Source organism: Pseudomonas sp. GW821-FHT07B01, assembly GCF_059419065.1.
Window position 1 is genome coordinate 74,704 of the sequence record NZ_JBWKRA010000008.1, and the last position, 17,922, is coordinate 92,625.

Sequence of the window (17,922 nt, forward strand, 5' to 3'; positions counted from 1 at the left end):
GCTGGACTGCCCCAGCGCATTCAGGTAGCTTTGCCGGTTACGCGGGGGCGTTCCAGCCCCAGACATTCAGGCTTTTTTTGCTCGCTGGCATTGATGATAGTCAAAGGCCCGCGCGGCGCATGGCCTGGCACGGGCTTCGTCCGCTTAATTCATCAGTCACTGACGCTAGGTTCACCATGGCTCAATACGTCTTCACCATGCATCGGCTGGGAAAAGTTGTTCCGCCGAAGCGGGAAATCCTGAAAAACATTTCGCTGTCCTTCTTCCCAGGCGCCAAGATCGGCGTGCTCGGCCTCAACGGTTCGGGTAAGTCCACCCTGCTGAAAATCATGGCGGGCGTTGACACCGAGTTCGAAGGCGAAGCCCGTCCGATGCCGGACCTGAACATCGGCTACCTGCCGCAAGAGCCGATCCTGGACCCGACCAAGACCGTGCGTGAAGTGGTCGAAGAAGCCGTCAGCGTGATCAAGGACGCCCAGGCCCGCCTCGATGAGGTGTACGCCGCCTACGCCGAACCGGATGCCGACTTCGACAAGCTGGCTGCCGAACAGGCCAAGCTCGAAGCGATCCTTCAGGCGGGCGATGGCCACAACCTGGAGCGCCAACTGGAAGTCGCCGCCGATGCGCTGCGCCTGCCAGCCTGGGACGCCAAGGTCGAGCACCTGTCCGGTGGTGAGAAGCGTCGTGTGGCCCTGTGCCGCCTGCTGCTGTCGGCCCCTGACATGCTGCTGCTCGACGAACCGACCAACCACCTGGACGCCGATTCCGTCGCCTGGCTGGAGCACTTCCTGCACGATTTCCCGGGCACCGTGGTTGCGATCACGCACGACCGTTACTTCCTGGACAACGTTGCCGGCTGGATCCTCGAACTCGACCGCGGCGCCGGTATCCCTTACGAGGGCAACTACTCCGGTTGGCTGGAAGCCAAGTCCGACCGTTTGGCCGCCGAATCCAAGCAGCAATCGGCCCACGAAAAAGCCATGAAGGAAGAACTGGAGTGGGTGCGCAAAGGCGCCAAGGCCCGCCAGTCCAAATCCAAGGCCCGTCTGCAACGCTTTGAAGAAATGCAGTCGCAGGAATTCCAGAAGCGCAGCGAGACCAACGAGATCTACATCCCGGCCGGTCCGCGCCTGGGTGACAAGGTCATCGAGTTCAAGAACGTGACCAAAGGCTATGGCGACCGCGTGCTGATCGACAACCTGTCGTTCGCCATGCCAAAAGGCGCGATCGTCGGCGTTATCGGCGGTAACGGTGCGGGTAAATCCACGCTGTTCCGCATGCTGATGGGCAAGGAAACCCCGGACTCCGGCAGCATCGAGATCGGTGACACCGTGCAACTGGCCTGTGTGGACCAGAGCCGCGACGACCTCGACGGCAGCAAGACTGTGTTCCAGCAGATCTCCGACGGTTCCGACCAGATCCGTATCGGCAACTATGAAATCCCGTCGCGCACCTACGTCGGCCGTTTCAACTTCAAGGGCGGCGACCAGCAGAAGTTCGTCAAGGACCTGTCCGGTGGTGAGCGCGGTCGCTTGCACCTGGCCCTGACCCTGAAAGAGGGCGGCAACGTCCTGCTGCTCGACGAACCGTCCAACGACCTCGACGTTGAAACCCTGCGTTCCCTGGAAGAAGCCCTGCTGGACTTCCCGGGCGCCGCCATTGTGATCTCTCACGATCGGTGGTTCCTTGACCGCGTCGCGACCCACATCCTGGCGTACGAAGATGACTCCCAGGCGGTGTTCTTCGAAGGTAACTACACCGAGTACGAAGCCGACCGCAAGAAACGCTTGGGTGAGGCCGCCGCCCAGCCGCACCGCGTACGCCACAAAAAACTGGCCTGATGCTGCAATAGCCGCAACAGCCTGTTGAAAAAATACCCCTCACGCAGGGGTATTTTTTTGCCCGCGTTATGCCGGAAGCGTCGTGGGCGCCAGGGCTGGGCGGCTGCGCAGCAATTCTTCGACCACCCCCATAAACGCCTCGACCAACAATGAGCGTGACGGTGAGCGCGTGAGTATCAGCAGGTGTACCCAGGCTTCGGGGTCTGCCAAGGGGCGGTAGACCACGCCTTCCCTGGCCAGGGTGCGGGTGCACTGGGGCACGAGCGAGACACCTTGGCCTGCCGCCACCAGGGCGATGATCGAGGTGATCTGACGCCCCGCAGGGCCCGGGCGCAGCGCCAGGCCGCGGCGTTGATACAGGTGCTCGATGGAGCCGTTGAGGCCCGAACCGTAGTCGCTGGGGAACAGAATCAACGGGTACTCACTGAGCTGGGCGAGGGTGACTTCGTCCTGGTCCGCCAGCGGGTTGTCGCTGCAAAGCGCCGCCACCAGCGGTTCTTGCCCCAAGGACAAAGCCTCGACGCCGGTTTGCCCGGCCTCCGGCAGCAGGCGGCTCATGCCGACGTCGATGCGCCCGTCCAGTACGTGCGTGTGCAGGCTACCGGAAGCGCTTTCCACCAGGGTCAGTTGCACATCGGGAAAACGCTGGGCGAAGGCTTGCAGGGTTTGGCTGAAGAGTTCCGACAACGCGATCGAGCTGGCATAGCCTACGACCAGTTGGCCGGTCGAGCCGGCAGCCAGCTTGGCGGCGATGTCTTGTGCAAGCCTGGCGTGCTCCAGCGCTGCGCGGGCATACGGCAAAAAGTGCTGGCCTTGGGCGGTCAGTGTGACCGTGCGACTGGTGCGGTCGAACAGGCGAAAGCCAAGCTCGGTTTCCAGGGCCGAAATCTGCCGCGTCAGGGGCGGCTGGGCAAGGTGCAGGCGCTGGGCTGCGCGGCCGAAGTGCAGCTCTTCGGCGACCGTCAGGAAGTACCGTAACTTGCGTAGATCAAGCATTCTGTTTCCTGGGTATTGATCGGTCCGAATTCGGTATTGGTGTTCCCTGCGCTGGGTATTCTATAAACATCCTCGACTATAAGACGAGAGGCCACATGAACCCGCGCATGCATCACGCCCGCTTCGCCGTGTTCCTGTGTGGCTGTGCGGCGTTTCTGAATCTTTATGCGACACAGAGCATCCTGCCTGCGTTTGCCGAAAGCTTCCAGGTGAGTGCCCGACAGGCAGGGTGGAGCATCACGGTGACCACGTTGGCCGTGGCGGTGACCGCGCCGTTTGTCGGGCGCCTGACCGGCCGTTTCGAGCAGCGCACGGTGATTGCCGTGGCTGCATTGCTGCTGGCGCTACCGACGCTGCTGACGGCCTATGTGGACAGTTTTGCCGAGCTGCTGGTGTGGCGTTTTGTCGAAGGGATGTTGATTCCCGTGGTGTTCGCCACCAGCGTGGCTTATATCGGTGATCGCTGGCGTGCGGCCACGGTCACCGAGATCACCAGTTTGTACGTCGCGGGGACGGTGCTCGGTGGGTTTGCCGGGCGCTTTGTCTCGGGGGTCATGACCCAATATGTGGGCTGGCGCGAAGCCTTCGAACTGTTGGCGGTGATCAGCCTGCTGGTCGGCCTGCTGATTGTGTGGCTGTTGCCGGCCAATCCGGTGGCGCGGCCCGGCGTTGCGGCCGTGGGCATGCACGGGGTGCGCCGGCTTCTGCGCAAACCCTTGCTGGCGGCCTATGGCGTCGGTTTCTGCGTGCTGTTCTCCCAAGTCGCAACCTTTACCTATGCCGGGCTGTATCTCAGCCAAGCCCCGTTCAACCTGGGCGCCGCCGCCTTGGGCACTTTGTATGCGGTGTTCCTGCTGGCGCTGGTGGTCATTCCTGTTGCGGGGCGCTTGAGCAAAACGCGACCACAATCGCAGTTACTGACCGGCGCTGTGGCGCTCGGCATCTGTGGCTCGGCGCTGACATTGTTGCCGTCCCTGTGGCTGATCGTGTTGGGGCTGGCCCTGAGTTCGACCGGCGTATTCCTGGCACAGGCATCCGCCAATGCGTATATCGCCACCACGGCAGGCCCGGACAAGTCCGGCGCCGTGGGGCTGTACCTGACCGGTTATTACCTGGGCGGCAGCGCCGGCGCCGTGGCCCCGGCCATGCTCTGGAATCAATGGGGCTGGCCGGGCTGCGTGGCGTTGGTCGCAGGTTTTCAGCTGTTGTCGCTGGCGATTGCCCTGCTGGGCTGGAAACCGGTAAAGCCCCAGGCCCAGGTCGTCGAACAACGCGGCAAACCAGCCTGATTTTTTCATCCAATAAAGGACTATGAGAGGTGAACATGACTAACACCGTGATCAAGCGCAGCCAGTTGTTGAAGCTCATCGAACCGGTATTGAACGACATGCCGGCCGGTGCCTTGCGCCACGCGCTGTTCGAAGCCTTCTGGGCTCAGGAAGACGCGCTGGTGGATATCGAAGACGCTTTTGCGCGACTCACCTCGCGTCGGCATTCGCCGGCGGTACTGCGCAAGTTCTTCGCCAGTTGGTCCAAGACCAATAATTCGGCAGCCAGTGTGTCCGGCCTGGCCAACCGCATTACCTTGCTGGCGCGCTCCGATGAAGGCTCCGCCGCCGCCGCGCAGTTGTACCGCGCCTGCGGCAGCCTGCAACGCATCACCGATGAAGATCTGGGCGCGTTGGGCAACACCTTGCACGCAGACCTGTTCTACACCATGGCCACCGCGCTGTGCGGCGATGACCAGTGGATATTGAAGGACAATTGCCTGCCCTCGGCACAGGCGTTCAAGGACTGGACCGACACCCGCCGCCTGCGAGATCGCGACCTGTTGCAGGGGTTACTGACCACGTTGATCCACGAGGTGTACACCCACGGCGAAGTGGAGTTCATCCACCCGTTGTACTCGCAGTGGTTCGTGCGGGACATGGGCGTGCCGCCGGAGAAATCCCGTGCGACGGTGGCCTGGGTCACGGTGCACACCGGCGGTACCGAGAGCAACCATTTCGCCCATGCGGTGGCGGCGGTGAATGAGTTCACCACTGCCATGCAGATTGAAGTGGACCCCGCCACGGCACGCGACATTTTTGCCCAATACCTGCAGCGTAAAGCCAGTGTGATGAGCGACTGTGCGCAGTTGCTGGGTTAACCCGGCCTTTTTGCCTGAGAGCCTCTGACCCAGATGAACACCCTGAAGCAGACCGCAGCGCCATCGTTGTCGCCGCCTGACCCGGTCACCGTGCGTCGCCGCGCTCTGGTGGCCGGCTGCGGCGCGCATGCCGTGCACGACGGGCTGACCGATGTGATTTATGTGCTGTTGCCGATCTGGCAAGCGCAGTTCGGCCTCAGCTACGCCCAGATCGGCCTGTTGCGTGGTGCTTACGCGGGCATGATGGCCGGTTTTCAGTTACTGGCCAGCCGGGCTGCCGCGCGCTGGGGGCGTGAACGCTTGCTGGTAGGTGGCACGGCGTTGGCGGGCCTGGCCTACCTGCTGGCCGGCCAGGCCGGTGGGCTGGGCGTGTTGCTGTTGGCGCTGCTGCTGGGCGGGCTCGGCGCGAGTACGCAGCACCCGCTGGCCTCGTCGTTGATCACCGATACGCACGAGGCCGGCGGGGGCGTCAAACAAGCGCTGTCGCAGTACAACTTCAGCGGCGATATCGGCAAGACCCTGATCCCGGGGCTGATCGGCCTGTTGCTGGCGGTCATCAGTTGGCGCGCCAGTGTCACCCTGCTGGGTGTACTCGGGCTGCTGGCGGCAGGCCTGTTGTGGTGGCTGATCCCGGCACGCGCCGAGGCTTCGGCGGCGCCGCTGAAAGCCACCCGTACGGGCGGCGGCGCCGGCTCCGCGAGCGGCCTGCGTGCGCTGATCGTGACCGGCACGCTGGACAGCGCCGTGCGCATGGGTTTCCTCACGTTCCTGCCGTTTTTGCTCAAGACCAAGGGCGCCGGGCCTGCGGGCATCGGCCTGGCGCTGACCATGCTGTTCGTGGGGGGCGCCTTCGGCAAATTGTTGTGCGGTTACCTCGGTGCGCGCATCGGCATGATGAAAACGGTATGGGCCACGGAGTTCACCACGGCCGTGTTGATCGTCATGGCGGTGTATTTGCCCTACGCCGGCTTGATGGTGATGTTGCCGCTGCTGGGGCTGGCGCTGAACGGCACGTCGTCGGTGCTGTACGGCGCAGTCCCGGACTTGGCAGGGCCGGGCAGGCGCGACCAGGCGTTCGCCGTGTTCTACACCGGCACCATCGGTGGCGGCGCCTTGGCGCCGGTGCTGTTCGGCAGCCTTGGGGATGCCACCGGTGTGCCCATGGCCGTCCTGTTGCTGGCCGCCACCCTGTTGCTGACCTTGCCGCTGTCCTGGCGGGTTCAGCAAGGGTTGGAGGCCCAAGCCCGGTAAGGCGAACGAATTTTTCAGCGTGTTCTGGCAGGTATAACAATGAATAACAGTGAACCCTCTGCCGTGTCATTGCCGTTGTCCCAGCGTGCGCAACGTCTTAGCGCACCCGGCACATCCAGCATGCGCAGTAAAGCCAATGCCTTGAAAGAAGCCGGCATCAACGTGGTCAACTTTGCCGCTGGCGAATTGTCCTTCGATGCCTGCCCGATCATGAAAGCCGCCGCGGCCGATGCGCTCGCCACTGCCCGCAACCGCTACACGCCGCCCATCGGCCTGCCCCAGCTTCGCCACGCGCTGGCGCAGCAGGTCACTCAGCGCTGCGCGGTGAATTACGCCGCCGATGAAATAGCGGTGACCGCCGGTGCCAAGCAGGCGCTGTACAACGCCGCAATGGTGCTGCTCAATCCGGGGGATGAAGTCATCGTCGCGGTGCCGTACTGGGAAACCTTCCCCACCCAGATCCAACTGGCCGGTGGCGTTCCCGTCTATGTCGACACGGCTGCGGATGACTATCGCCTCACCTGCGCAGCGGTCCAGAAGGCCCTGACCCCGCGCACCCGGATGATTGTGATCAACACCCCGAACAATCCGACGGGCACGGTTTATCAGCGCGAAGAACTGCTGGGTATTGCCCGGCTCGCCTTCGCACATAGGCTTTGGGTGGTGTTCGACGAGTGTTACCGCAAACTGGTGCGCGCGCCCCATGAACATCACAACATCGTGTCGCTGTTTGCGCCGCTCAAACATCAGACGGTACTGGTCGATTCGTTTTCCAAGAGCCACGCGGTCACCGGCTGGCGGGTAGGGTATGCGTGTGCGCCCGCCCCAGTCATCGCCGCCATGCACAACCTGCAAGGGCATACGACGTCCAACCCCAGCAGTCTGTCCCAATATGCCGCGCTCGGCAGCCTGATGGCGGACGCGCCGCACTTTACCCGCCAGGTCAATGCCTTCCTCGACCAGCAATTGCTGGCGGCCTGCACCTGCCTGGGGTATGTCGACGGCATTCGGTGCGCCCCGCCCGAAGGGGCGTTTTATCTGTTTATCGATGTGTCCCGCAAGTTGGGGGGCCGCTACCTGGGCACCGTTATTCGTGACGTCGACCACTTGGCCGATCTGTTATTGACCGAGGCCCATATTGCGGTAGTGCCAGGCTCTGGCTGTGGTGACGGCAACAGCATCCGTATCTCCTACGCCGTTGAGCGTGAAGCGCTGATTGAGGGCCTCACACGCTTCGCTCGTTTCATGTCAGAAATCGTTGTGCATTAACCCCACCTTAAAAGGATATGAGCCGTGGAAAATCTGAGCCGCCAATTTATCGGGTACGTGAACCAGGCGCTGGTGGATGTCGAGGACGGACATCTGGCCCAGGCCCTGCTCAGCGGTTTCAACAGTCAAACCGCCGCGCTGGACACGTACTGCGAGACCTATGTCGACATGACCTCCAGTAATTGGAGCGAGTCGTCACTGTGTACGTTCTTTTGTGGCTGGCGTAGCCCGGACGGCGCCGCCCATGCCGTCTCGAGCATCATCGTGCGCATCCTCCAGGAGTCGGCATCGTTGACGGATGACGCCCGGTTGAAAATGCTCGAAGCGGCGGCCCATTGTGGGGAGATCATTGTCGAGGACATCGGGCTGGGTGAAATGCATGGGCATCCGCACCATTCCAAGCTGTATTACCGCATGGCTTCGGCCATCTGCGGCTCCGATGATTGGCGCCTGCAAGACAAATTCCTCAACCCGATTACCAAAGAGTTCTCCGGTTGGGTGGGGGAAAAACGCCCATTGGCGCCGCAACTCATCGAAGCGCTGGAAATGATGGCCATGACGGAGTTGTTCAATACCGGCGAATACAACCTGATGACCCCGCTATGGAAGCAGTGGTTGCGCGATGTACGGGGCTATAGCGCCGGTGAGGCCAGCCGCGTCGCAAGTTTTCTCAGCGTGCATTGCGGCAGCGTGGAAGCACGCCACTTCAAGCATGCCGCTGAGGCGTTGCGGCTGTATGCCAGCGCCACCGGGCAGGCCGTGGATTACGCGCGTATCGCACGGCTCTCCAGGGAGTACGTGGCCAGGGCCTGCGAACATCTGCAAAAGATGGCGTCGGTGCTCAAGTGCGAACAGCCCGCCTGGGATTGAGGCTGTCCGATAACCCTTGTTGTGCCGCTGATAAGGAGCCTGAACCCTATGATGGATACCGAAGCGCGCCGACGCCCTCTGTCGGCGCTGTTGGATAGCAACCGTTGCCTGCGTGTACTCGAAGCCCATAGCCCGATATCGGCGTTGCTCGCGCAGCGCGCCAGGCTGGAAATCAGCCCAGGGCATACGGTGGGGTACGACGCCATCTGGTCGAGTTCGCTGACCGACTCGACCCAGCGCGGGTTACCCGACATCGAAATCCTTTCGCCCAGTAACCGGTTGCCGGGGATTCGCGAAATATTCGATGTGTGCTCGCTGCCGCTGATATTCGATGCCGATACCGGCGGCAAGGCCGAACATTTCGCGATTCATATCAAGATGCTGGAGCGCGCGGGCGTCTCGGCGGTGGTGATCGAAGACAAATGCGGCCTGAAGAAGAATTCACTCTTGGGTATCGAGGTCGACCAGGCGCAGGAGTCCATCGAGGCCTTTTGCGCCAAGCTCCAGGCCGGGTGCACGAGTCGCACCGGCTCAGGGCTGATGATGATTGCCCGGTGTGAAAGCTTGATCCTGGATCGCGGCATGGAAGAGGCGACGGCGCGGTGCCTGGCGTATGTGGAGGCGGGGGCGGATGGCATCATGATCCACAGCCGCAAGCAGGATGGCCTGGAAATCCTGGAATTCGCCCGGCAGTTTCGCCTGCAGCGGCCCAGGGTACCGCTGATTTGCGTGCCGACCAGCTATGTTCACCTGAAGTTCGAGGTGCTGGAGCGAGCAGGTTTCAACGCGGTGATTTATGCCAATCACATGTTGCGCAGTGCCTACCTGGCCATGCGCGATACCGCCGTCGGCATACTCGCCAATGGCAGGACGCTGGAACTGGAGTCACGTTGCCTGGGCATTGACGAGATACTCGACCTGGTGCCGGGCACGCGCTAGTGCCCTGCGCGAGTCTGTGGGCAAATGCTGTGCGGGCTTGCTCGCGAAAGCGGTGGGTCAGTCGCTGCATCTGTAACTGCACCGCCGCTATCGCAGGCAAGCCAGCTCCCACATGACCGGTGTACTCGATCAAATGTGGGAACTGGCTTGCCTGCGATGGCGGCCTACCTGTCGGTGCAAAACTCAGAGTGAAATCCCCATTTAAGGGCAAAAAAAGGCAGTTATTTATACTTATTGCACCATTTAATTTCACAAAGGCGACATTTTGCCCTGTCGCGGTGCGAAACGAATTGATAAAGTCCGGCTCAATCTCCGTTTAACAACAATCAATTTGCCGAGACTGTTCATGACCGAATCCGTCGATTCCTTCCTTGCCCGCCTCAAGAAACGCGACCCGGACCAACCGGAATTCCACCAGGCTGTAGAAGAAGTTCTACGCAGCCTGTGGCCCTTTCTTGAAGCCAACCCGCACTATCTGACCTCGGGCATCCTGGAGCGCATCTGCGAGCCGGAACGCGCGATCACGTTCCGAGTGTCGTGGGTGGATGACCATGGCAAGGTCCAGGTCAATCGCGGTTTCCGTATCCAGATGAACAGCGCCATTGGGCCCTACAAAGGCGGTTTGCGCTTTCACCCCTCAGTCAACCTGGGTGTGCTGAAATTCCTCGCCTTCGAACAGACCTTCAAGAACTCTCTGACCTCGCTGCCCATGGGCGGCGGCAAAGGCGGCTCGGACTTCGACCCCAAGGGCAAGAGCGACGCCGAAGTGATGCGCTTCTGCCAGGCATTCATGAGCGAGCTGTACCGCCATATCGGTGCGGACGTGGACGTACCGGCCGGTGATATCGGCGTGGGCGCACGGGAAATCGGCTTCCTGTTCGGCCAGTACAAACGCCTGAGCAATCAATTCACCTCAGTGCTGACCGGCAAGGGCATGACCTATGGCGGTAGCCTGATCCGCCCTGAAGCCACCGGTTTCGGCTGTGTGTATTTCGCCGAGGAAATGCTCAAGCGCCAAGGCCAGCGCGTCGAAGGCAAGCGTGTGGCCGTGTCCGGCTCCGGTAACGTGGCGCAATACGCGGCGCGCAAGGTCATGGACCTGGGCGGCAAGGTGATTTCCCTGTCGGACTCCGAAGGCACCCTGTACGCCGAAAGCGGGTTGACCGAAGAACAATGGTCGGCCCTGCTGGAGCTGAAAAACGTACAGCGCGGGCGTATCAGTGAACTGGCCACACGTTTCGGCCTGGAGTTCCGCAAAGGCCAGGCGCCGTGGGAACTGGCCTGTGATATCGCGCTGCCTTGCGCTACCCAGAACGAACTTGATGCCGACGCTGCGCGCACCTTGCTGCGCAACGGCTGCCTCTGCGTGGCCGAAGGCGCGAACATGCCGACCACGTTGGAGGCTGTGGATATCTTTATCGACGCGGGCATTCTGTTTGCGCCGGGCAAGGCGTCCAATGCCGGTGGTGTGGCGGTGAGCGGCCTGGAAATGTCGCAGAACGCCATGCGCCTGCTGTGGACCGCCGGGGAAGTGGACAGCAAGCTGCACAACATCATGCAGTCGATCCACCATGCCTGCGTGCATTACGGTGAAGAAAACGGCCGTATCAACTACGTCAAGGGCGCGAACATCGCGGGCTTCGTGAAAGTGGCTGACGCGATGCTGGCCCAGGGTATCGTCTAGGCCTCGGGTTCGATGCGCAGCACTTCGATCAACTGATCGCCGACGGGGCGCTGCCACAGCACCTCGTCGCCCACCTGGGCGCCCAACAAGGCACGGCCCAGGGGCGAGCCCCAGTTGATCAAGCCTGCGTTGGCATCGGCCTGGTCTTCACCGACCAACTGGATGCGCTGCTGTTCGTCCTGCTCGTTGGCGAACGTGACCCAACTGCCGATCTGCACCTTGTCGGTGGACGTGGCCGGCGCGACTACCTGGGCGCTCTGCACTCGTTGGTTGAAGTAGCGCAGATCCCGCTCAAGGTCCGCCTGGCGCTGCTTGTCGGCCTGCTCACCCTTGGCGGCTACGTCGCTGTGCTCCCCTTGCAACTGTGCCACCCTGGCCTGCAATTGCGCCAACCCTTGCGCGGTCAGGCGGTTAGGTTGCGCGCTGACCTGACGCTCCACCGGCTGATCAGCCTGGGCCGCCGCGTTATCTTCATTTACAAAAGCTCGGCTCATGGCGTTCTCCTTCCTATGAAGGTTGGGCCACGTTCGCTGCCTGATCGTTCCCACCGGCGCTGATCGTTCCCACGCGGAGCGTGGGAACGATCAGCGTGAGCGATAGGCTTTGGCGGCGTCACGATCTTTTTCCTGCTGCCAATCGTGTTCGCGGTCGTCCCTGCGGTTTTCCTCGTAATCGCGCAGTTCCTGGCTCTCGCGCATGGCCTTGCACTGACGAAACCCATCTTCCCAACCTTCGGCGTATGGCCGGTCTTTCAGGTAGCGCGGCACATTCTTCCGAAACTCTCCGGTAATCACCCCAGCGGCCTGGCGCCCGCTGCTGCAACCGTCGTCAAAACCGTCGGCGAAGGCCGGTGGATAACCTTTGGCCAGCAATTCCTGATGGGTTGACTGGCAACCCGACAACCCCACCACCGCGCACAGCATGACCGCATACCGCCACATGGCGTACTCCCTGGCCGTTTTACGGCTGATAAGGGAAGTCTAGAAGGGGATTTGTTGGGGCGGTGTGAAAGGCAGGTCAGAAAGTTGTGGGCCGAGTATAAAACCTGTGGGAGCTGGCTTGCCTGCGATGGCGGTGCGTCAGTCACTTGAACCTTGGCTGATATACCGTATATCGCGAGCAAGCCCGCACTCATTAATCAGTAGTGGTACCACTTCAGCTCAAGCATCACTTCATTCACTGGCGTGGACAGGTGGCTGTATTCACGCTGGGCGCTCAAGCGCAGGCCCAGGTTGCGCGACAGTTCCCACTGCTGGTTGAGGCTGATGCTGCGCCGCACTTCGCCGTTGGTGAAGAAATCACCCTTGGCTTCCAGGCTCAGGTTGCCCAACGGGTTTTTCCACAGCACGCCGGTGTTGAAGCCAGCGGCCGGGGAGATGGCTTCGCTGAAGTCGTTGTTGTGCTCCACGCGCACGGTGCCGAGGGCGAAGCCGAGCATGTCGTCGGAGAGTTGCCAGGTGCCACCGGCGCCGCCGTTGACGTGGGCGACCAGGGTTTCGTCGTCGTGTTTGCCCGGTACGCGTTCCAGGCCGCCGGTGACTTGCCACGACCAGGGTTGCAGCAGCGCATTGCGCGGCGTAAGCGAGCGGATGGTGGCCAGGTCCAGTTGCTGGAGCTGCCAGTGATTGCCCTCGTACTGGCGCAGTTTCATTTGCAGGATTTCGATCTGCGCGCCCAGGGGGAAGCCTTCGGCGTTGTCGTTGAGGTCGTGGTAGGCCATGCGCAGGCCGTATTCGCCGAAGGCTTTGTCGCCGCGGGTGCCGATGCCGGCTTGCCAAGTGCGCGACTCGTGGCCGTTTTCCGGCAGGCCAGGCGGGGTGATTTTCAGGTCTGGTGCCGGGTTCTGGTTGATCGCGCGCAGCAGTTCGAAGCTGCGCTGGGAGCGTGTCGCGTCGCGCTCCAGGCCATTGGCGCGGTAGCGGCCCAGGCGGTAAGCAGCATCCACGATCAGTGCCTGGCGCTCGCGGGGCCGTGCTTTGAATGCCGGTTCCTGCAGTTGCTTTTGGTCGTCGCTGATTTTCAGCACCCACTGTTGCTCATCGCTATCGAGTGGCTTGGCGCGTTCCAGCAGTTCACGTTCACGGGAGGGGCGATAGTCGATCTTTTCGACCAGACCTGCGTCCTTTACCGCCTTGACGGTATCGGTAGGGATCGCGGTGAGCGGGAACTGTTCGGTCAGGCGCAGGCCGGGGCGGGCCACTTGCAGCAGTTCGAGCAGGCGGTAGGAGCAGTTTTCGTCGAAGAAGAAGTAATCGAACTGGATCTGCTTGAGCTCCCACACGTGCTCGACCATACGCTTGGTCTCGACCTCGGTGAGATTCAAGCGGTATTCCCACAAATCGCGGTTTTCGAGGCTGCGGTATTCCGAGAGTTTCTCCTGATAGGGCACCAGGGCGAACAGGCCCGGATAACCGCCCATCAGGCCCTTCCAGGCATAGAGGATGCTGTTGTCGGAGCCTTCGATATAGGCGCCGAAGTTGATCGCATAGCTGAGCAGCGCGGTGTTGTTGCTTTGCACGTCGGCCTGGTCGATGCGCAGCAGGGTGTGGCCGAACATCGACGACGGGCTGTTGAGGTAGGCCGCCGGGAAGATCATCACCGCGCTATGGGGTGCGACATCCTTGAACCACTGGGTGAACTCTTTGCACTCCAGGGCGGGCAGGTCGTTCAGTTGCAACTGCGCCTTGAGCCAGCGGGTGCGTGCGGGGTAGACGCATTGGGCGTGCTTTTCACCCAGGCTTGCCGGTGCATACAGCGCATCAACGGTGGCCTTGAGTTCGGCGTCCGGATGGTGTGCGCCATCGGGAGCGATGAAGAATTTCTTGTCGCTGACATAGCTGCGCCAGCCACTGATCTTGCCGGCTTCGTAGTGCCCCAGCGACAGCCAGAACGGATCATTGGCCAGTTGCTGCAAACGTTGATCGTCGAGGTGCGGTGCCGCATGCAGCGGGGCGCAGGCGAAGAGAGCCAGGCAAGCGAGGCGTTTGAGCATGGAGGCTACTTAAGTCGGACGGAAAAAAAGACCCAAGGTGGACGGGTCGAAAAAATAAAACCCGCGCCTCGAAAGGCGCGGGCAGGTCGAGCTTAAGCCTGGGTTGCGTATTTCGCCAGACGGGCATCGCTTTTCAGTACAGCAATGGTGTTGTTGTGCACGTCGTCAGCGGTCACGTCAGCCTTGCTGAAGATCTGCTGGAAGTGCTCGTGGGTCACGGCCGCGAAGTGATCGCGATCTTCCGGCGCAACACCCAGTACCACCGCGTAGGTGGTCAGCGCTTCGCCGTTGCCTTTGGCCATGTCTTCGGACAGCTCGTTCATCATGCCATTCATGGCAATCCAGGACTTGCCGCCGTAGGTCAGGGCGCTGTTGGTGCTGCAACCGTTGGTGCCCGAGGTCATGCCGAAGGTGGCGTTACCCGAAGTACCGTTGGTGGTGGAGGCGAGGAAGTGGGCCGGAGTACCGCGCTGGCCTTCGAACAACATGTTGCCCCAACCGCAGTTCGGGCCACCTGGTGCTTCTGCCATTGCATTGAGGGAGACGACGGTGAAGAGAGTACCAAGAAGGATCCGTTTCATAGCTTTGTTCTCTTTGTGTGCAAACCAATGGACAAGGGTTCAGGTGCTCAACGCACCCTAGGGGCCAGTTATTAGTCCAACCCGCGCAGTTTGGAGTTTAGGCACGTTCCCAGGGTTCCGTGTTTTTTTATAAACATTCAGTGACGGGTGATTTTTTTGCAGGACGCGTGCGGTGGCTATGCTTTCCCGAAAGCGCGCCTTGCCAGAGCGCTCAACCGGGAGCCAGAATGCCCCATCTGCCCCGCCTGATGTAAGGAAGCCCGATGCCTGATCCTGTTGCTGCCAGCTTGCGTCTAGCGCCCGAAGCGCTGACTCGCCCTTTCTCCGCTGAACAGTTCAGCTTCTCGACCACCAATGATTTGGAGCCCTTTCGCGGTGTGCTTGGCCAGGAACGTGCGGTTGAAGCCTTGCAGTTCGGCGTGGCCATGCCACGCCCCGGTTACAACGTGTTTGTCATGGGCGAGCCGGGCACCGGCCGCTTTTCGTTCGTCAAACGCTACCTGAAAGCCGAAGGCAAGCGCCTGCAAACCCCGGCGGACTGGGTTTATGTGAATAATTTCGATGAGCCCCGCGAGCCCCGCGCCCTGGAATTGCCAGGTGGCGGCGCCGCGGCGTTTATTGCCGATATCAACGGCCTGGTCGATAACCTGGTCGCCACCTTCCCGGCGGTGTTCGAGCACCCGACTTATCAACAGCGTAAAAGCGCCATCGACCGGGCGTTCAACCAGCGCTACGACAAAGCGCTGGACGTGATCGAGCGCCTGGCCCTGGAAAAAGACGTGGCGCTGTACCGCGACAGCTCCAATATCGCCTTTACGCCGATGCTCGACGGCAAGGCGCTGGACGAAGCCGAGTTTTCGCAACTGCCGGAAGCCGATCGCGAGCGCTTCCACACCGATATCTCCGAGCTGGAAGAGCGCCTCAACGAAGAGCTGGCCAGCCTGCCGCAGTGGAAGCGTGAGTCCAACAACCAGCTGCGCCAGTTCAACGAAGAAACCATCACCCTGGCCCTGCAGCCTTTGCTGGCGCCGTTGTCGGAAAAATACGCAGAAAATGCCGGCGTCTGTGGCTACCTGCAGGCCATGCAGGTGTACCTGCTCAAAACCGTGGTGGAGCAATTGGTGGACGACGCCAAGACCGACGCCCAGGCGCGCAAGCTGCTCGAAGAACAATACTGCCCGAGCCTGGTAGTGGGGCACTCGGTCAACGGTGGCGCGCCGGTGGTGTTTGAACCGCACCCGACCTACGACAACCTGTTCGGCCGTATCGAATACAGCACCGACCAGGGCGCGCTCTACACCACCTATCGCCAGTTGCGTCCAGGTGCGTTGCACCGCGCCAACGGCGGTTTCCTGATCCTGGAAGCCGAAAAAATGCTCAGCGAGCCGTTTGTGTGGGATGCGCTCAAGCGCTCCCTGCAATCGCGCAAGCTGAAGATGGAATCGCCCCTGGGCGAACTGGGCCGCCTGGCCACCGTGACCCTCAACCCGCAGATGATTCCCTTGCAGGTCAAGGTCATTATCATCGGCTCGCGCCAGTTGTATTACGCCTTGCAGGACGCCGACCCGGACTTCCAGGAGATGTTCCGCGTACTGGTGGACTTCGACGAAGACATCCCCATGGTCGACGAGAGCCTGGAGCAGTTCGCCCAGTTGCTCAAAACCCGTACTTCGGAAGAGGGCATGGCGCCGCTGACCTCGGATGCGGTCGCGCGCCTGGCGACTTACAGCGCACGCCTGGCCGAACATCAGGGCCGTTTGTCGGCGCGTATTGGCGACCTGTTCCAGTTGGTCAGCGAGGCGGACTTTATTCGCCACCTGGCCGGCGACGAAATGACCGATGCCGGGCATATCGAGCGCGCCCTCAAGGCCAAGGCCACGCGCACCGGCCGCGTGTCGGCGCGGATTCTCGACGACATGCTCGCCGGCGTCATCCTGATCGACACCGCCGGCGCCGCTGTGGGCAAGTGCAACGGCTTGACGGTACTTGAGGTCGGCGACTCGGCATTCGGCGTGCCGGCGCGGATTTCCGCCACGGTGTACCCAGGTGGTAGCGGCATTGTCGACATCGAGCGCGAAGTTAACCTCGGCCAGCCGATTCACTCCAAGGGCGTGATGATCCTCACCGGTTACCTGGGCAGCCGCTATGCCCAGGAATTCCCGTTGGCCATCTCCGCCAGTATTGCCCTGGAGCAGTCCTACGGGTATGTGGACGGCGACAGTGCGTCCCTGGGCGAGGCATGCACCTTGATCTCGGCTCTGTCGAAGACGCCGCTCAAGCAATGTTTTGCCATCACCGGCTCGATCAACCAGTTTGGTGAAGTGCAGGCGGTGGGCGGGGTCAACGAGAAGATCGAAGGCTTCTTCCGCCTCTGCGAAGCCCGTGGGTTGACTGGTGAGCAGGGGGCGATCATCCCTCAAGCCAACGTGGCCACGCTGATGCTCGACGAGAAGGTGTTGCAGGCCGTGCGTGCCGGGCAATTTCACATCTATGCGGTGCGCCAGGCGGATGAGGCCTTGAGCCTGCTGGTGGGCGAGGATGCCGGTGAGCCGGACGCCGAGGGACAGTTCCCGGAAGGCACCGTGAATGCGCGGGTGGTGGAACGCTTGCGGGCGATTGCCGAGATGATCAGTGAGGAGGATTTGAAGGAGGCGGAGAAGGAGCTGGCGCAGCAGGCGTTGGCGGAAGCCAAGCCAACCTGATTGCTGTCATCACTCGGTCAAGGTGGGAGCTGGCTTGCCTGCGATAGCGGTGTATCAGTCAACTGGGAGGTTGGCTGTGAGTCTGTCATCGCAGGCAAGCCAGCTCCCACACTGGTCCGTGGTGTTTTTGGGAACGTTTAGCGTGCCACAAAATTGACTCCACCCTCAGGGACCAACGCCCGTTGGTCCCTACAACCTTGGTTTGTCGCGTTTTTATTCTATTCTCAGAGTCAGGGATATCCACAGGAGTCGCAGGATAGAAACAGCCTCGCCTTGCGCTGGGGCTGAATACCGATCTACCGAGGGGCGCCGCCATGTCGCGCAACCTTTGCCTTACTCGCCAGTGCCTGGGCCTGGTCACCCGTATCGAATGCTCCATTCGCCCTCTCGCCGGGGATAACGGGATGTGGACGCTGTTGTTTGCCGCCGGCATGTCGGGCGAGCAGCCTTCCACCGTCAAATCCCAGGGCCCGTTCCATGGGCCCTTCGTGGCAGAACGCATGCTGGGCACCATCGTTGATAGCCTGACCTTGCACGGCTACGAGCAAATGGACGAGCCGCAGATCTGGTGCCTGCACCTGCAGGCTCATCTGCGCCAACTCAATGGCGGCCAGGAGCGGCTAGCCCTCTGAGGATCGTTCCCACGCT

At 61.6% G+C, this 17,922-nt stretch carries 15 protein-coding genes; 10 read left to right on the forward strand and 5 right to left on the reverse strand.

The features are described 5' to 3' along the window. Window positions 1-176 precede the first annotated feature (176 nt). On the forward strand, window positions 177-1,841 hold the full coding sequence (gene ettA, locus AC07S6_RS11270) for an energy-dependent translational throttle protein EttA (RefSeq protein WP_014720011.1): 1,665 nt from the start codon (window positions 177-179) through the stop codon (window positions 1,839-1,841). Between the two features lie 66 nt (window positions 1,842-1,907). Here ettA and AC07S6_RS11275 read toward each other — a convergent pair whose 3' ends face one another. After that, window positions 1,908-2,837 (reverse strand): LysR family transcriptional regulator, encoded by a 930-nt coding sequence (locus AC07S6_RS11275; protein WP_073452127.1) that lies wholly within the window; start codon window positions 2,835-2,837, stop codon window positions 1,908-1,910. Window positions 2,838-2,932: 95 nt separating this feature from the next. On the opposite strand from AC07S6_RS11275, the gene AC07S6_RS11280 reads away from it, so the two are divergent. The 7 genes from AC07S6_RS11280 to gdhA all read left to right on the forward strand — a co-directional run bounded on the left by AC07S6_RS11280 (window position 2,933) and on the right by gdhA (window position 10,999). Then, window positions 2,933-4,126 carry an MFS transporter gene (locus AC07S6_RS11280; RefSeq protein WP_495112306.1) on the forward strand — a complete coding sequence of 398 codons (1,194 nt, stop codon included), beginning with the start codon at window positions 2,933-2,935 and terminating at the stop codon, window positions 4,124-4,126. Window positions 4,127-4,161: 35 nt separating this feature from the next. Next, window positions 4,162-4,986: a hypothetical protein gene (locus tag AC07S6_RS11285; protein ID WP_019818016.1), complete on the forward strand. Its 825-nt coding sequence runs from the start codon at window positions 4,162-4,164 to the stop codon at window positions 4,984-4,986. Window positions 4,987-5,019: 33 nt separating this feature from the next. Next, window positions 5,020-6,237, forward strand: coding sequence for an MFS transporter (locus AC07S6_RS11290; protein ID WP_495112307.1), 1,218 nt, complete (start codon window positions 5,020-5,022; stop codon window positions 6,235-6,237). A gap of 39 nt (window positions 6,238-6,276) precedes the next feature. Continuing rightward, entirely contained in the window at window positions 6,277-7,506 is a 1,230-nt protein-coding gene (locus AC07S6_RS11295; RefSeq protein WP_495112308.1) for a pyridoxal phosphate-dependent aminotransferase, read from the forward strand. Window positions 7,507-7,530: 24 nt separating this feature from the next. After that, entirely contained in the window at window positions 7,531-8,376 is an 846-nt protein-coding gene (locus AC07S6_RS11300; RefSeq protein WP_069556913.1) for a hypothetical protein, read from the forward strand. A 48-nt stretch (window positions 8,377-8,424) separates the two neighbouring features. Beyond that, window positions 8,425-9,315 (forward strand): phosphoenolpyruvate mutase, encoded by an 891-nt coding sequence (gene aepX / locus AC07S6_RS11305; protein WP_495112309.1) that lies wholly within the window; start codon window positions 8,425-8,427, stop codon window positions 9,313-9,315. A 346-nt stretch (window positions 9,316-9,661) separates the two neighbouring features. Further along, a complete protein-coding gene (gdhA, locus tag AC07S6_RS11310) occupies window positions 9,662-10,999 on the forward strand; it encodes an NADP-specific glutamate dehydrogenase (RefSeq protein WP_034126961.1) in 1,338 nt (445 codons plus the stop codon). Here the strand turns inward: gdhA and AC07S6_RS11315 are convergent. The 4 genes from AC07S6_RS11315 to AC07S6_RS11330 form a co-directional block, all read right to left on the reverse strand. Then, complete coding sequence (locus tag AC07S6_RS11315) at window positions 10,996-11,493, reverse strand: GreA/GreB family elongation factor (protein WP_495112310.1); 498 nt, start codon at window positions 11,491-11,493, stop codon at window positions 10,996-10,998. The two genes, gdhA and AC07S6_RS11315, sit on opposite strands and share 4 nt — an antisense overlap. 90 nt (window positions 11,494-11,583) lie before the next feature. After that, complete coding sequence (locus AC07S6_RS11320; RefSeq protein WP_032895244.1) at window positions 11,584-11,940, reverse strand: hypothetical protein; 357 nt, start codon at window positions 11,938-11,940, stop codon at window positions 11,584-11,586. A gap of 197 nt (window positions 11,941-12,137) precedes the next feature. Beyond that, window positions 12,138-13,991, reverse strand: coding sequence for an Lnb N-terminal periplasmic domain-containing protein (locus AC07S6_RS11325; protein ID WP_495112311.1), 1,854 nt, complete (start codon window positions 13,989-13,991; stop codon window positions 12,138-12,140). A gap of 92 nt (window positions 13,992-14,083) precedes the next feature. Further along, window positions 14,084-14,572 carry a DUF3015 domain-containing protein gene (locus AC07S6_RS11330; protein ID WP_003194274.1) on the reverse strand — a complete coding sequence of 163 codons (489 nt, stop codon included), beginning with the start codon at window positions 14,570-14,572 and terminating at the stop codon, window positions 14,084-14,086. 263 nt (window positions 14,573-14,835) lie between these two features. Between AC07S6_RS11330 and AC07S6_RS11335 the strand changes: the two genes are divergently transcribed. Both AC07S6_RS11335 and AC07S6_RS11340 read left to right on the forward strand, forming a co-directional pair. Then, complete coding sequence (locus tag AC07S6_RS11335; RefSeq protein WP_495112312.1) at window positions 14,836-17,274, forward strand: Lon protease family protein; 2,439 nt, start codon at window positions 14,836-14,838, stop codon at window positions 17,272-17,274. A gap of 314 nt (window positions 17,275-17,588) precedes the next feature. Then, window positions 17,589-17,906, forward strand: a complete 318-nt coding sequence (locus AC07S6_RS11340; protein WP_003194269.1) for a PA4575 family protein — start codon at window positions 17,589-17,591, stop codon at window positions 17,904-17,906. Window positions 17,907-17,922: the final 16 nt, after the last annotated feature.

What these genes read in the sequence shown, in the direction of transcription:
- ettA (WP_014720011.1), top strand. Translation starts at nt 177, where the DNA reads ATGGCTCAATACGTCTTCACCATGCATCGGCTGGGAAAAGTTGTTCCG.
- AC07S6_RS11275 (WP_073452127.1), bottom strand. Translation starts at nt 2,837, where the DNA reads ATGCTTGATCTACGCAAGTTACGGTACTTCCTGACGGTCGCCGAAGAG.
- AC07S6_RS11280 (WP_495112306.1), top strand. Translation starts at nt 2,933, where the DNA reads ATGAACCCGCGCATGCATCACGCCCGCTTCGCCGTGTTCCTGTGTGGC.
- AC07S6_RS11285 (WP_019818016.1), top strand. Translation starts at nt 4,162, where the DNA reads ATGACTAACACCGTGATCAAGCGCAGCCAGTTGTTGAAGCTCATCGAA.
- AC07S6_RS11290 (WP_495112307.1), top strand. Translation starts at nt 5,020, where the DNA reads ATGAACACCCTGAAGCAGACCGCAGCGCCATCGTTGTCGCCGCCTGAC.
- AC07S6_RS11295 (WP_495112308.1), top strand. Translation starts at nt 6,277, where the DNA reads ATGAATAACAGTGAACCCTCTGCCGTGTCATTGCCGTTGTCCCAGCGT.
- aepX (WP_495112309.1), top strand. Translation starts at nt 8,425, where the DNA reads ATGATGGATACCGAAGCGCGCCGACGCCCTCTGTCGGCGCTGTTGGAT.
- gdhA (WP_034126961.1), top strand. Translation starts at nt 9,662, where the DNA reads ATGACCGAATCCGTCGATTCCTTCCTTGCCCGCCTCAAGAAACGCGAC.
- AC07S6_RS11315 (WP_495112310.1), bottom strand. Translation starts at nt 11,493, where the DNA reads ATGAGCCGAGCTTTTGTAAATGAAGATAACGCGGCGGCCCAGGCTGAT.
- AC07S6_RS11320 (WP_032895244.1), bottom strand. Translation starts at nt 11,940, where the DNA reads ATGTGGCGGTATGCGGTCATGCTGTGCGCGGTGGTGGGGTTGTCGGGT.
- AC07S6_RS11325 (WP_495112311.1), bottom strand. Translation starts at nt 13,991, where the DNA reads ATGCTCAAACGCCTCGCTTGCCTGGCTCTCTTCGCCTGCGCCCCGCTG.
- AC07S6_RS11330 (WP_003194274.1), bottom strand. Translation starts at nt 14,572, where the DNA reads ATGAAACGGATCCTTCTTGGTACTCTCTTCACCGTCGTCTCCCTCAAT.
- AC07S6_RS11335 (WP_495112312.1), top strand. Translation starts at nt 14,836, where the DNA reads ATGCCTGATCCTGTTGCTGCCAGCTTGCGTCTAGCGCCCGAAGCGCTG.
- AC07S6_RS11340 (WP_003194269.1), top strand. Translation starts at nt 17,589, where the DNA reads ATGTCGCGCAACCTTTGCCTTACTCGCCAGTGCCTGGGCCTGGTCACC.